The organism is Anaerocolumna jejuensis DSM 15929 (genome assembly GCF_900142215.1).
GTDB lineage: Bacteria > Bacillota > Clostridia > Lachnospirales > Lachnospiraceae > Anaerocolumna > Anaerocolumna jejuensis.
Genome location: NZ_FRAC01000036.1, coordinates 1 through 13,831, shown reverse-complemented (window position 1 = coordinate 13,831; position 13,831 = coordinate 1). Strand labels below are relative to the sequence as shown.

The window sequence follows — 13,831 nt, the reverse complement described above, 5'->3', positions numbered from 1 at the left end:
ATAATTATTCCTATGTAATACGAAATATATCACTCATAAATTCCATTCCTACCTGCACCAGCCAGTAAATTCGTCTGATAATGCGGTAGTTCACCTGCCTGTGTATTGATGAGCAGCATTTTTTTTACACTCGCCTTATCAAATGATGCCAAACTCACTCCTAGAATATAGTCCTCATTTTCATCAAGTGCAGATTCAAGCACAATCAGGACATCATCCTTGATAAATATTTTCCACGCAGGCGTTGGTGTGGTTTCTTCAATCTCAATGCAATCATCACTTATTTGCCAAGCTTTGCAGTAATCCGACAGTTTCCACATGCTTTCTCCAAAGAACGCCCAATATGGGAGTCTCCCATCCAAAGCTATCTGTATTAGCGCCTTGCAGACAAGAAAGTTGCTGAGTGAGCTGTTCTCCAAATACCAGCCAGGATTATCCCATACACATATATATATCGGTGGGTCTTCAATCCAAAGGTCACTCAATTTTATACCACAATATATCACGGATTCTTTACATTGATAAAATACGAGATAATCCTTATCATCTGCAAAAAAGTCCTCTCCCGGAATAAAAAAATCCTGTAGTAGCAGCGGTTCGTATTGATTATTGCAGTCTTGTGCTATATAGTTGCACCTCCCGTATTTTTTATAATAACCTCTGAGCAATTCAGGAAATTCAATTCCTAATCCAGCTTCTTTTTCCGCAATTTCCTTCTCTGAATTCCCAAAGCCTTCATCATAATGAGCAGATAAAAGATTTTCCAATAATTCAAAAGTTTCTTTCACGCTGCACGCCTCCAACATAATAAATTATCTATCACTCACTATAAGTATCGGCTTGTTTTAGAAAGTCTTAAAGAGGAGTGCATTGCATCTACGGCATGCATTTCAATATTGAGCAGAATTCGCTGTTCGTTACTGGGTAGTTCACCGAGCAAGTAAACCCAAGCATCAGCGGTCATTTTTTAAGAAGTAATCTATTAACGGAACTTATATAGATTCTGACATATAATGTAATTATAACAATTCATAATTTAAGAGGCATTTAGATGGATTATTTTGGAGCCCCTTTTCAAGATTTTTTACAACCGAGTAGTAATATTATACGAGTAGAAAATGCTGTAATCGAAGAGGTTAACGTTGAAACTTGCGAAACCGGCTATATATTGATTTCTTATACTGTACCTCTTCCAAATTCCGGAAATCAAAATGAACAAATAAGATTAAATGTAAGTCGATATACCATAATTATAAGTCAATATGGAGCCCCCCTAAGCCTTTGCAATTTGGAAGTTGGAATGCGTGTTAACGCTGAATTCTCGGCTGCTGTAACAAGCAGTATTCCCCCTCAATCAAGTGCTTATAGTATAATTGTTATCAGAGATGAATCTAATACAATGGTCACAACAGATCGTGTGGTAAGCAATGATGCCGTAAACGGTGTTCTTACAACAGGAAACCCATTTGATCTTTCTGAACAAATAAGTTTTATCATCTCAGATGACACAATTATAATTGGACGAAATGGAAATAGAATTCCACTAGGGCAAGTTAAGCCTGGACAGATGGTAATTGTGGAGCATGCGGATTTCCAAACTATGAGTATTCCACCACAAAGTCCTGCCTATCGTGTAAAAGTAATTTAACATCTCTATCCTGTAATGAATTACACCTTAAATTTGTCATTATGTCAAATTTAAGGTGCAATTCATATGCCGGACTGGGATGTTTAGCACATTTCCGGCTGTATTTATAAAATATCATCTAATTATACACTCTGCTTTATGGAGAATACTTGTCTGCCTGTTATTTATCAAGGGCTAACACCCACAAAATTCTCATTATATCGTTATTGTCCATTATACATAGTTTCGAATATCGGCCCATCTATGCTGATGATTTCGTCAATGGGGATTGCTATGCCATCGGTCATAACAACAATCCGATCATATTCGTCTATCTTTTGAACCGTACCGATAGAAGTCGCATAGGCACCGCCATTCTTCTTCGCATCCGGCTGAAAGTAGGTAATTGTGATTTCGGGATGTTCTTTAATCCGCTCTGCTATGATTTGCAGCCTGTCGCTCAAAGCGTCCTTGATATCTTCGTTCAATTCTACTTTCTCGACAGTAAGTCTTGCGGTTTCTTTGATGGCGGCATCATAGCCGGTCAGTGCGGCGAAGGGGGAAAATTGAGCAGCCCGGTCAATGTTTGTCATATGAGGATGTTTCAAAGAAACATGGTGGGGCAGACGGATAATGTCATCATATGATCTCGTCATGCTTTGTGCCCTCCAATCTGTTTATTCCGGTCTACTGTTGTAGCGCCTTCCTCCAGATTTATACCTTTTAGTATGGCGTTCTTACCATATTTCTTTTTTATCTCCAGCATTGCTTTTTGCACCTTTTTTTCTCTTGCAAGCCCGGCTTCTTCCTCCTCTTTTTTCGCCTGCACAGCAGCATAATCCGTGAAGAGATCAAGCTGTTCATAGGTATCTGTCTTTTGAACGGCCGCTTCATCCACAACATGATTGGCTGTAATGTTGACTCTTCTGATCAGGAGAGCTTTGTCAACAATACGCTCAAATAACTCTGTGACGGCATCCATAATTAGATTTGTAGAGGAGGTCTGCCTGCTGAGATTTGTCGTACCATGCGCAGATTTCGGAACGGAACGTCCATAGTGGTCAGTGGTGATTGCTCCGTGATATGATTTCTTTATCTCCGGGTTTGTCAGATTTTCAATATCATATCCGACCGTCAAAACAAGCTGGTCGGTCACAAGCCTTTTATCCACCAGATCAAGTACCAACAGGTCGGTCATTTCCCGCACGATCAGTTTTGCTTTGTCAAAGGTATAGGCGGAATGCAATACCTGCCCCGAGCCTATACTGTTTGTGCTTGGTTTATACGCTTTAATGTCGGCAAGGGTGCATGGCTCCCATCCCCATGCATGGTCTATCAACAGCTCCGCATTGATGCCGAATAACTTGTACAGTAAATCCTCGTTGTAATAATCGGTGGGCTTACCGATAGAGCATCTTGCAATATCCCCCATGGTTAAGAGCCCTTGTTCCTCCAGCTTCCTGGCATATCCCCTGCCAACGCGCCAAAAGTCTGTTAAAGGTCTGTGTGACCACATTAAATGACGGTAGCTCATTTCGTCCAATTCAGCAATCTGCACACCGTTTTGATCAGCCAGAATACGCTTTGCTTGAATATCCATAGCAATCTTGCTGAGATACAGGTTCGTGCCAATTCCTGCTGTTGCTGTAATGCCGGTTGTTTTAAGAACATCCTGTATCATTTTCGTGGCAAGCTCACGGGCTGAAAGATTGTAGGTATTTAGATAATTGGTGGCATCAATGAGTACCTCATCGATGGAGTAGACATGAATATCCTCCGGTGCGATGTACTTCAGGTAGATATTGTAAATCCGCGTGCTGTACTCTATATAATGCGCCATTCTGGGCGGAGCAGCAATATAGTCCAGTGAGATGCCCGGTGAGGCTTTTAGTTCAATATCATTGAAGGAAGCGCCGGAAAAAACTCGTCCTGGTGCTTCGCATAGCCTTGCCGCATTTACTTCCTTGACCTTTTGCACGACCTCAAACAGCCTCGCTCTACCGGAAATGCCGTATGCTTTGAGGGAGGGAGAGACGGCGAGACAGATGGTTTTTTCAGTGCGGCTTGTGTCAGCAACAACAAGGTTAGTGGTCAGCGGATCCAGGTCTCGTTCTATACACTCGACCGATGCGTAGAAAGATTTTAAGTCGATTGCGATATAGGTTCTGTTCTTCTTGTTTATTTTCCAGTCACCTCCTTCAAAAACTCTCTGCACTGCAAATAAGTAACAATCTTTTCATTGTAATTTTCCTTATAAAGCATCAATAAACTCAAAATCTTATATATTTAGCAAAAAGCACCTCATCATCTACATTTGAGAAACCAATAGACTTATAAAACTTCTGCGCTTGCAAATTGTTCTTTCCTGTTAACAGAACTATTTTATTTACATTACAATTTTCTCTGCAATAAGTTTCACAAAATTGAATAAGACATGTGGCTAGTCCTTTTTTTCGATATTCTGCTTTTATATATAATTCTGCTATTTCAGCGTGATTATATTCATAGCACATAGATTTAAGAATATGCGTACAGCAAAACCCCGCAATCACATTATCCCAATCTACTACAAATACAATTTCACACATAATTTCTTCAAGTGCTTTTCTTATAAATTCAACAGATGCAAGTCCTTCCCCATTAAATTCTTTATTTAAAAGGAAAAGAGCTTCCGCGTCTTCTTTTCTCGCAATTCTTACGTTTATGTTTTTCATAAAATACCTCTGCTAATTCTGCTTTATCTGTGAGATGGATTATGAGCTAATAACAGCATACTTCAACTGCACAATAAGTCATCGCCTCCCCTTGAAAGGAGAAAGCCATGTCTTCCTGGGGTAACTGGCTAATTTGTACGGAGACATTATATGCAGAAGATGTACTTCTCGGTCTTTACTTACTGGCGGGCCAATTAAGATACGTGTAAATAACGCTTGTTCTTTTGCTCAATGCGCCGCACACCCCTACAGTTCCGCGCTAAACATATAAGCGGTGCTGTACTTGTCACACCCATCAAGAAATACTTCAGCAGTCCAATACTTATCTGGATACGGAATCGGTACGCCTTGTCCAAGCATCATGTTTCTGGTGACATCGTACATGGCATCGCTGTCATATCCCTCACGTTCGTGCATAGAGTCAACATCGCCGGAGAAAGTGGCATATGCAAACTGGGAACAGTATGGCGGGCCCGCCTTGCCATCGCTATACGGTACGAAGTCGAAATAGAGAAATCCTTCCGGTACTGGGGTATCCGCCTTCATAAACCTCCCCCAAACGCCATGCCACGGACCGACATCCACGCCCAGCCCGTAGTGGTGCATAAACAAAACATCATAATCAAAGCTGTCCACTTTGAAGCCCTTTTGCTGCCTCTCAGCCACATCCGGCATGAACAGCGCCCACTGCACTCCTGCATCACTGTCCTTCAAGCAATTAATATATCCAAATAAATCTACACTATTGGTACCTGCAGGGCCTGTCTTATTTCCAGCAATTTGCTCGCGTATGCTGCCCTCCCGCATGGCAGAAAAGTCAGCAAATACCTTGACTACGGCTTCCTGTAACAGCTTGTCATGAACCATCCCTGACAGTTCATCATCAAAACGATCTAACGCCTTGAACACTGCTGCGTTAACCACACCAGACGGCTCTAATTCTGACAAGTACGCCCGAAGCTGTGCATTCTGTTCTTTGAACCGTACAAACACGCCCTGTATCAAAATTTGCTCGTTTTCGGCGAGTTTATCGTCACTCCATTTTGAATCGTCCAGCACCCATTCGGTCAACACATCAAAAACGCCCGGATTTTGTCCTCTTGCTTTAACCGCCCAGCTAACAATTCTTTTGTATTTCTCGGCATCCGTCAGTTTCTCGTCCTTTTGCCCTTCGATGTCGTACCAATAAAACTCGTCAATCAGTTTACGTGACATAGCAAATCCTCCTTAAAGTAACCCTTCACATGGTAAGTTTTTTTCAAATCGTAGACTATTTACATGGCCATCCCATAAATTCCCATTTTATTTATTAATCTATAAAAGGATTATTCTTAATTGTCAATTTGTCCCAACCTGTCTTGAGTTGTCAATAAAGATGCCCGTTGAACCTGAAACTTCCTTGGCGGAGGTTTCCAAAATTTGAATAATTATCTATTCTATGAATTTTTTTATAAAACCCTTCTTCAACATATGTCTCAGCAAAGCTTTGTATAATCTTATCAGAATAATCTCCGCTTTTGAATAAAAAATGTTCATGACATCTAACGTAATCTTATTTAGAATATCATCATTGACGTTAACATTATTCTTCAATAATTCTTTTTTAACTATTTCAGTACAATTTCGAATATCCTTCGAATCTGCAAAGACCATAGATTCTCTCCTTTACTTTACATCTACGTTGTTTTTAATCCTGTTTTATATACAAAAGTCAGCTGGACCGGGTCCTTGTTTCCATCTTCATCATACCCTCCTATGATAACTTTTTCAACAATGTTTTCAAAAACATAGCGGTCAAATTCGGATAAGGTATCAGATCTCTTACCATGTCTCTTCCCATTGGTAAGATGCCAAATCACAATACTGCTCTATGGCTTTAATTGTACTTTCGGCATGTTCTTCAGATGTAGCACCATATAAACTGACGTGTCTGATTTTGGTCTGTCCAAGTATTTCAATCCCTATATAATTACTTGCATCAATACATATTTCAACTAAATTACTGCAAGGTCTGATAAGGTTCAAATCGCGGATCGGGTATTTTAACTCCGTTAACTTGCTTAAACTATGGATAGCTATTACATTGCTTTCATCTATTGCTTTTCCATCTGTTTCAAATGATGTTAAATTTGTTAGTTCATCCAGGAAGTTCAGGTTGGGAATTTCTATTCTCTTAAGGGATAACTTTTGTAACTTTTTCAGTTTGCTTAAAAACTCGAGGTCTTCGCAGCTAACCGCTTCCAATTCCAATTCCGTAATTTTTGTAAAACAACCTATTTCGTTAAAATCAAAACCACTTACCTTGTACAATCTGAGACAACTGAGTCCCTTACAGCCTGCAAGTTCTTTGATGTTATCTAAAGAAATATTACAAATCGTTAATTCTTTTAGCCTGTTCAGCCCTGTGAAATATTTATAATCACTTGAAGTTAATGTATCAACGCCTATTACTAATTTGCGTAAAGAAGAAAGATGCAGGAAAGGGCTAAAATCTTCAATATTAGTAATATGTATAATTAATTCCTTTAAATTAGACATATATTTAAAAATATCCAGAAAAATGTTATTATCTTTCATATCTGGATCTTTTAAAAATAAGCTTTTTGTTTTCTCCAATTCACTTATGGCAATAAAATGGTCATGTACTTTTCCTTTATAAAATTGCTCAAAGTATTCATCTATTTCGACCACCGCATTTTCTTGATTATTATCTGCCAGCCTGCTGATATCGTTAAATAAATGTCCTGATTCCCACTCGAAATGGGGTTCCTCTTCGTTGCTAAGAAAAAACATCCCCTTTACCAAACTCTGTTGTATCAGTGTAATGAGTTCATTCATTCCATCAGCTATAATATAGGAATTGGGATCCTCTCTGTCAATGGTGATAATCTGGCCTTCCATACCATCCTTATCAGGATCCAAATCCATAACAAGATACGAGCCTGAACCGTCATGTGCAAAAGGTATCCATCCTTTTTTATAGGCACCTTCTTTAATCTTATCCGGTTTATCGGACAGAATTTCATAAGCAGAGCCCATTAATGCCTTATGAGAAGTAATTATTTCTTCAATACTAAGCCAATCAAATCCTAACATTACGCCGATATAGGTATTTTCACCATTTGCAGCTTCATACAGCTTTACGAATGAATCCGGCAGCAGCTTCCCACAAATACTCTCTACCTCTATCATTTGTAAACTATTGATGCCATCATTCAATTTTTCTTTTACATCAGACATATGCTTTTCTAATAATTCTATCAAAAGATGCTGCTTCACTTGTAACCCCATAATATTTTCTCCTTATTAATCCTTTATATAGACAGATTATATTCAAATTAAAATTTTTATAAGCTTATGGCTTTTGCTGCCGAGGTTGAAGCTGATTACCTTTCCTTTCGGCACAAAAAAAGATACTCACCAAACTCCGGGTAAACATCCCAATTTTTCTCAATACTATCCATGGCCTCACGTTTCTCGACGAAACCCGTTGTAAAATCTCTCTTCTCCATTGCTAGATAGCCATCTTCTCGGTAACCTATAATCAAGCTGTTTAATTCCTTGCCGGTTTCATCATATTCCCAATGCATGGCTGTTCTTAAAAAGAGTTTACCATCACTCACAACTTCAAAATCATAATTCAGATACTTACGAGTCCGTTCATCATAAAAACTCACCGAGACCCATTTTTTTGTCACATTCACCATATATTCAGGTTTCTCATCCTCAGTTAATATTGCCGTATAGGGTTGTTTTTTCTGATGGTGCAGGCATGCTGTCTGTTCATCGAAAATATTCCATGGCTTCTTTTTGATATCTGACCATTCGTCACAATAATATATTTTCATAATCCATTTTACTCCTTCCCTTTTACCTAAATTACATCTGCCCTTGGAGGATTTCTGCGGGTACATTTCACATTAAACAACTACCCTGATATTGATTAGAATTTTAAGTTCGCTCTGCTACCAGCACAGCACTATGAAAACATATCATTTGCTGTATGTTGTGTTCATTCGGTACCAGGTACCATAATACCCCTTTATTTATTCCAGTATACTCCAATTTCTTCGAACGAAGCCATACTTTCACTCAAATCTTCGGGACTTTCTTTTCCTATTATTTCAATCTCTCTTTTTGTTAACGTGATGTTTTCATCAGTATTATTCACTTTCCTATCATATATGGACTTTAACAATTCTACTTGTTCAGAAGTCATCTCATAATAATCCCGCCAAGATTCAAATGCAGAATCACTCTCCATAAACTGCCTCTCTAATAAATAACCACCACCCTGCACTATTTTTACGATACTATCAATTGAAGTAATAGAATCATTATCACCCCAAAATGCAGTTGTGGCAGATGGCGAGGCCGTACCATCTTCATCCTCTTCAAGAAGGTATTCTAAAGTTTCATTCTCAGCTATCTCAAGAACTTCCTTTGGTGCCCCCATAAATAAATCTATAGCTGCAGGGATATCTGTCCGAGTAAAGTTTTCATTTCGAAACGCCCCCACTAAGTATTTATCCTTAAACGTAATAGTCCCTCTTCCTCCCGAACCATCAACAATATTATAGTTTTCTCCATCCCATGAATGCTCGTATGATAATTCCGGATATTGAGCAACCATTATTGCATGTGCTATAGATGCAAGTATACAGCCGTTCCATATAATGTTTTTATTCAATTGATTATTTATTATCACAGGTTTCATTTTATCTCCTTTTCGGTTTAAATGGTGGTATTTTTTGCTTGGTATATCAAGGTATGAGGGTATCTTATATAATTATTCCTGATTACCTGAAGCATTTACCCAGTAATTTGGAGCCAAATTCCCGTTAATTTCCTCAATAGTAATTAAGTAAATGTGAAAACTGTATTACCAATTAAAACCATTATATCATCCTGCTATGCTTTCGAACACCCTAAACATCATTACAAGGATCAGTTAAGTACCCCATCTATATTCTACCAAAAAAAAGACGTGAAAGTATCCTCTCACGTCAAAGTATGTTTTCATTTATAATATTGCATTTTTAACTACAAAACATCTATCCTGTAGTCTAATAGTTTTATATAACAGAAGATATTCCCGAAGTGAATAGCATATCTATCAAGTTATATAATTCATCTGGGGGCAAATCTTTTTGCCTGCGCTGCCAAAGACGAAGCAGTGAAAATGCAGTTGAGACTTGAAACTCTAATAAATATGGCGCTACTTCATTATCTTTAGGGAAACAATATTTCTGTGCATCAGAAAAAAATTCACCTTTCAACTTTTCTATGAAGCGGATATTACCGTAATCACCTAATAGAGCATTTAGGCATGCTCCTTTTTCCTCGAAAAGCAGGAGTATATCCCGTGTATCAGCTTGCTCTTTGTTTTTCATCTTCTCCCGGATATAATCCAATATATCGTTTTCCACGAAGCTAAGCAAATTGTAAACATCGGTAAAATACTGATAAAAGGTACTTCGGTTATATCCAGACTTGTTTGCAATTTCCTGTACTGTGATTTTCTCAATCGGTTTTTGGCAATAAAGTTCACAAAAAACGTCGATAAGTGATTGTCTTGTTTTTTTCGTTATTTCAGGCTGTTTTTTCATTTCTTATCCCTTTCCCAAGCAAAAAATCATCCCACAAACTAAATATATCTGTTGGTTGATGAATTTGAAACAAAGTCGTATAATTCATTATACAACACGTTGTCTTATAGTCAAGATGTGAGGAGGATAAAAATGAAAGTAGCAGTCAGGTATCAGTCCAAAGGAGGCAATACGAAATCAGTAGCGGAAGCTATCGCAGGTAAAGTAGGTGTCAAAGCAGAGCCGATTACTGTACCGCTTAATGAGCCGGTTGACTTTTTATTTATCGGCGGAGGCGTCTATGCGCATGGTTTAGACGATTCCCTAAAAGGGGTTTTGAAAAATTTAGATGCGGCAACAGTCAAGGCCGTGGCTGCTTTTTCCACTGCCGGAGCTATGGATGGAGCAATAAGAATAGCTTCTATCGTTAAGGAGAAAGGGATACCTGTGCATGGCGAAACTCTGCCTATGAAACTCGGTGTGCGCAATCATGGTTATTTTGTTCATAAAGGTTTTATCGAATTAACCGAAAAACAGCTTGCCGCTGTTAATGACTTCGTAAAAAAGGTGATTGGATAACAGTTTTGCATAGCAACAAGAATTTCATACTGCCATAGGGCCACGGCAAATCAACCGTGGCCCTATTTTTTGCAAAAATCCATTCATACCTCTTGTTTTTTTACAGCATAGATAATACACTTACATATTTTATTAGGAGGCATCAATCTGTAAATTCGATAAATGCATCATTATCAAAATAGTATAAAAAGGCTTCCAGTAAATCTTTTACATCGCAATTCGATTTCTGCTCATATGCATTTTCGACAATTCCCTGTATATCTTGGATAGATAAAGCGTAAATCAGATTATTATCAATGGCATATCTGGGAGCCTCATCAGCATCATCCTCAACATCATCAGGGTCTAAAATAGCACATTTTGTTTGAATCTCCCACTCTTCATCTTCTGGGAGAAAAAGAGCGTAAGACCAGTCATATTTATCAATATTGGCTAAAACATCTTTCATTAGTAAGGTTTCCATAATTCCTCCTGTTTTTAAATAAGTAATTTGAGAAAATGACTCAACTAAGGGCTCTAATATTTTATTGTAAATATCTAATATATTAGCTACTTATTTGTCCGGCTAATTCAAAAAGATAAAATGATTCTATTTATGAATTATATCCAACATATGTTCTATACGCAATAAAAAACAACTAAAAATAAAAGCAACTCATAGCCACCCTTGTTATCTATTTTATCTTGGATATCTTAAGTTTATTTTCCTGTTAATACACCGAAAAGCACTGACAATTCGCTATTACAGATCAAATTCATATTTGCTAAACTATGGATATCAAAAGGAGGTAATAGAAATGAAGAAAGTATTAATAAAAGTGATTTGTTTTACAATGAGTTTATCTATGGTACTTGGAGCTTTTATATGTGGCCCAATCAATACCGTCAGTGCAAAGGAAGCATCCACACAAAAAAAGGTGCTCATGGTGATTGCGCCAAAGGATTTTGAAGACTGTGAAGTTGTTGAACCTATGGCTATTTTAAAGGCTAACGGTGCAAAGGTAACAATAGCCAGCACTACAACTGACACAGCGATTGGTATTAATGGATTTAAAATAACACCAGATATCAAAATTAGTAATGCAAAGGCTGATGACTACGATGCCATCGTTTTACCAGGGGGAACAGGCGTTATAAGTAATTTATGGGATAATGAAGAACTGAGAACACTGATTCAGCAATTTAATTCTCAAGGCAAAATAGTGGCAGCTATGTGTGCAGCTCCCCCAACTCTCGCTAAGGCCGGAATATTGAAGGGTAAAACTGTTACCATGTTTCCTTGGGAGGATGGAATAAAGGAACTTACCACAAGAGGTGCCATATATGTTAATGAGGAGACTGTTACCGACGGAAATATCGTGACAGGTAAGAATCCAGCTGCGTCAAAAAGCTTCGGACTGGCTGTCTGTGATGCTTTAAAAATTAGAAAGTTCTCTAAAAACGTGCTTATGATAGTAACCCCAAAGGATTTTGAGGATGTAGAGTTCTACATTCCCAAAACGTTGCTTGAGATAAATGGAGCTAATATAACTGTAGCAAGCACTACCTCAAAAGCGCTTGGGTTAAATGGATCAACCTGTACCACTGATATTATGATTTCCAATGCAAAAGCAAAGGATTATGATGCAATCGTTATCGTTGGTGGCACGGGAGTAATCGGTAGTCTGTGGGATGATAAAGATCTCAGGAACCTGCTGAAGGATGCCAATAAGGAAAAAAAGATTATAGCAGCAATATGTGCAGCACCGCCGATTTTGGCAAGAGCTGGTATTCTCAAGGATAAAAAAGCAACCATGTTCCCCTGGAGTGATGGTATTAAGGAATTAACAAACAATGGTGTTAAATATGTTGATAAAGAGGTTGTTGTATCCGGCAATATTGTTACAGGAAGAAATCCAGATGCTTCAGTAGCTTTCGGATTAAAGCTGTGTGAAGAGTTAAAAATACTTGGTAAATAATAGAAATTCCTGTATTTTTTTCCTGAGCAGTGATATAATTAAAAATATCATTGCTCAGGAGGTGTCGTATGAGTATGTACTTTACAGAGGGTAGGAAATTTTATCAGGGCTATCAGCTTCCTATCTACCATACAAATGAAAATTGTTTCTCAGATGGTGCAAATAAGCGAGATCATTATAAAATGATTTTTGTTATCTCTGGTACCGGAATACTTACTCTTAATAATCGTAAGCAAATCATCGTAGCTCCTTCTGCCCTCTGCCTGAATGAGACAGATACATTTTTTTTGGAATCAGAGGTATCTCTTCAGTGTACAGCTATCCTCTTTCATCCACAAATTATCAATCAACATTTCGATTTTCCTGTACTTAAAGCATCTTATAATCAGCTATCTGTAAATGAAATACAAGATCTATACTGGTTAAACCCGTTTTTAAGAAAAACAAATGAATCTATGGGTCTGCTGCACCTTGGTCCGAGCAATGCACACAGAATCAGTAACATTATTGACAATATAAAAGATGCCTTGGATATACAAAAGGATAATGATTGGCCCTGCAGGAGCAGAACCTATCTAATAGAAATGCTTTTTTTGCTATCAAGATTACTAATTATTGATGAAACCCTTGAAAGCGTAGAACTTGATAAAGATCCTGGTGAAATCAAAGAGATAATTCTGTATTTATACACAAATTATATGAATAAAATAACCATACAGGAGCTTACCAATAAATTTCTTATCAACAGAACCACGTTAACAGAAAGATTTCGTGAGATTACAGGTTATCCAGTAATGGAGTATCTTATTAGGCTAAGACTGTATTTAGCGTCGAAAATGCTCAAAGAAACTCTATTACCAGTCTCTGAGATTATTGAGAGGGTTGGCTTTTCTGATATAACACACTTTGGAAGGATGTTCAAAAAAAACTTTGGCTATTCTCCTTCTGAATATAGATCTATCCATTGCACCATGCTGTAAACTATAAATGTCAATGTATGCAAACACGCCCAGAGGGCTCTTATTGTTATTGTACCAAAACTAGTGTGAAGCCAAATCGATAACTGGTCTTATAAGCTTTGGATATAAAGATGCCAACTTTATTCTTGCATCTGTTGTTTTAAACTGCCATTGTACAGTTGCTTTGCTACTGTTACGCTCTTGTTCCCAAGCAGATAGCTGCTGGCTTAGTTTTTCAATCTTTGATATTCGCCGTTTTAAACACTGCCTTGTCATGACATTCAGTTCTATTTCAGCTATATTGAGCCAGCTTCCATGCTTTGGGGTATAATGAATTTCCAGCCGTTTTGCCAACTCAAATGCCTCCTCTGCCGGAAATGTTTGATAGAGAGAGGCTTTTGTATGA

The 13,831-nt window shown here is 38.0% G+C and carries 15 protein-coding genes; 4 read left to right on the top strand and 11 right to left on the bottom strand.

Translation table 11 applies throughout. The annotated features are described in order from the left end of the window. Positions 1-29 precede the first annotated feature (29 nt). On the bottom strand, positions 30-788 hold the full coding sequence (locus BUB77_RS25455; RefSeq protein WP_073279995.1) for an SMI1/KNR4 family protein: 759 nt from the start codon (positions 786-788) through the stop codon (positions 30-32). Positions 789-1,051: 263 nt separating this feature from the next. On the opposite strand from BUB77_RS25455, the gene BUB77_RS25450 reads away from it, so the two are divergent. Then, positions 1,052-1,648 carry a hypothetical protein gene (locus tag BUB77_RS25450; RefSeq protein WP_073279994.1) on the top strand — a complete coding sequence of 199 codons (597 nt, stop codon included), beginning with the start codon at positions 1,052-1,054 and terminating at the stop codon, positions 1,646-1,648. Positions 1,649-1,851: 203 nt separating this feature from the next. On the opposite strand, the gene BUB77_RS25445 is transcribed toward BUB77_RS25450, so the two are convergent. The 8 genes from BUB77_RS25445 to BUB77_RS25400 form a co-directional block, all read right to left on the bottom strand. After that, entirely contained in the window at positions 1,852-2,283 is a 432-nt protein-coding gene (locus BUB77_RS25445) for a YolD-like family protein (protein WP_073279993.1), read from the bottom strand. Continuing rightward, positions 2,280-3,809 (bottom strand): Y-family DNA polymerase, encoded by a 1,530-nt coding sequence (locus BUB77_RS25440; RefSeq protein ID WP_073280030.1) that lies wholly within the window; start codon positions 3,807-3,809, stop codon positions 2,280-2,282. Before BUB77_RS25440 ends, BUB77_RS25445 begins: the two co-directional genes overlap by 4 nt. 88 nt (positions 3,810-3,897) lie before the next feature. Further along, the gene (locus tag BUB77_RS25435; RefSeq protein ID WP_073279992.1) at positions 3,898-4,341 is read right to left on the bottom strand and encodes a GNAT family N-acetyltransferase; all 444 of its coding nucleotides are present in this window, start codon (positions 4,339-4,341) and stop codon (positions 3,898-3,900) included. Positions 4,342-4,587: 246 nt separating this feature from the next. Then, on the bottom strand, positions 4,588-5,556 hold the full coding sequence (locus BUB77_RS25430; protein ID WP_073279991.1) for a hypothetical protein: 969 nt from the start codon (positions 5,554-5,556) through the stop codon (positions 4,588-4,590). Between the two features lie 606 nt (positions 5,557-6,162). Then, entirely contained in the window at positions 6,163-7,632 is a 1,470-nt protein-coding gene (locus BUB77_RS25415; protein WP_073279989.1) for an SMI1/KNR4 family protein, read from the bottom strand. A 95-nt stretch (positions 7,633-7,727) separates the two neighbouring features. Continuing rightward, complete coding sequence (locus tag BUB77_RS25410) at positions 7,728-8,189, bottom strand: hypothetical protein (RefSeq protein ID WP_073279988.1); 462 nt, start codon at positions 8,187-8,189, stop codon at positions 7,728-7,730. 194 nt (positions 8,190-8,383) lie between these two features. Next, entirely contained in the window at positions 8,384-9,058 is a 675-nt protein-coding gene (locus tag BUB77_RS25405) for a hypothetical protein (RefSeq protein WP_073279987.1), read from the bottom strand. Between the two features lie 358 nt (positions 9,059-9,416). Then, entirely contained in the window at positions 9,417-9,950 is a 534-nt protein-coding gene (locus BUB77_RS25400; protein ID WP_073279986.1) for a TetR/AcrR family transcriptional regulator, read from the bottom strand. A 132-nt stretch (positions 9,951-10,082) separates the two neighbouring features. Here BUB77_RS25400 and BUB77_RS25395 point away from each other — a divergent pair, with 132 nt between their 5' ends. Next, positions 10,083-10,508, top strand: coding sequence for a flavodoxin family protein (locus BUB77_RS25395; protein ID WP_073279985.1), 426 nt, complete (start codon positions 10,083-10,085; stop codon positions 10,506-10,508). Between the two features lie 142 nt (positions 10,509-10,650). Here BUB77_RS25395 and BUB77_RS25390 read toward each other — a convergent pair whose 3' ends face one another. Further along, on the bottom strand, positions 10,651-10,971 hold the full coding sequence (locus BUB77_RS25390; protein WP_073279984.1) for a DUF7716 domain-containing protein: 321 nt from the start codon (positions 10,969-10,971) through the stop codon (positions 10,651-10,653). A 334-nt stretch (positions 10,972-11,305) separates the two neighbouring features. Between BUB77_RS25390 and BUB77_RS25385 the strand changes: the two genes are divergently transcribed. Next, positions 11,306-12,466: a DJ-1/PfpI/YhbO family deglycase/protease gene (locus BUB77_RS25385; RefSeq protein WP_073279983.1), complete on the top strand. Its 1,161-nt coding sequence runs from the start codon at positions 11,306-11,308 to the stop codon at positions 12,464-12,466. A gap of 68 nt (positions 12,467-12,534) precedes the next feature. Beyond that, complete coding sequence (locus BUB77_RS25380; protein ID WP_073279982.1) at positions 12,535-13,446, top strand: AraC family transcriptional regulator; 912 nt, start codon at positions 12,535-12,537, stop codon at positions 13,444-13,446. Positions 13,447-13,506: 60 nt separating this feature from the next. On the opposite strand, the gene BUB77_RS25375 is transcribed toward BUB77_RS25380, so the two are convergent. Further along, on the bottom strand, positions 13,507-13,831 hold a 325-nt coding region (locus BUB77_RS25375; protein WP_170866751.1), incomplete at its 5' end, for a transposase.

Excerpts from the sequence above, each read along its gene's own strand:
- BUB77_RS25405 (WP_073279987.1), bottom strand. The coding sequence starts at position 9,058 with ATGAAACCTGTGATAATAAATAATCAATTGAATAAAAACATTATATGG.
- BUB77_RS25445 (WP_073279993.1), bottom strand. The coding sequence starts at position 2,283 with ATGACGAGATCATATGATGACATTATCCGTCTGCCCCACCATGTTTCT.
- BUB77_RS25450 (WP_073279994.1), top strand. The coding sequence starts at position 1,052 with ATGGATTATTTTGGAGCCCCTTTTCAAGATTTTTTACAACCGAGTAGT.
- BUB77_RS25385 (WP_073279983.1), top strand. The coding sequence starts at position 11,306 with ATGAAGAAAGTATTAATAAAAGTGATTTGTTTTACAATGAGTTTATCT.
- BUB77_RS25395 (WP_073279985.1), top strand. The coding sequence starts at position 10,083 with ATGAAAGTAGCAGTCAGGTATCAGTCCAAAGGAGGCAATACGAAATCA.
- BUB77_RS25400 (WP_073279986.1), bottom strand. The coding sequence starts at position 9,950 with ATGAAAAAACAGCCTGAAATAACGAAAAAAACAAGACAATCACTTATC.
- BUB77_RS25430 (WP_073279991.1), bottom strand. The coding sequence starts at position 5,556 with ATGTCACGTAAACTGATTGACGAGTTTTATTGGTACGACATCGAAGGG.
- BUB77_RS25415 (WP_073279989.1), bottom strand. The coding sequence starts at position 7,632 with ATGGGGTTACAAGTGAAGCAGCATCTTTTGATAGAATTATTAGAAAAG.
- BUB77_RS25435 (WP_073279992.1), bottom strand. The coding sequence starts at position 4,341 with ATGAAAAACATAAACGTAAGAATTGCGAGAAAAGAAGACGCGGAAGCT.
- BUB77_RS25380 (WP_073279982.1), top strand. The coding sequence starts at position 12,535 with ATGAGTATGTACTTTACAGAGGGTAGGAAATTTTATCAGGGCTATCAG.
- BUB77_RS25410 (WP_073279988.1), bottom strand. The coding sequence starts at position 8,189 with ATGAAAATATATTATTGTGACGAATGGTCAGATATCAAAAAGAAGCCA.
- BUB77_RS25390 (WP_073279984.1), bottom strand. The coding sequence starts at position 10,971 with ATGGAAACCTTACTAATGAAAGATGTTTTAGCCAATATTGATAAATAT.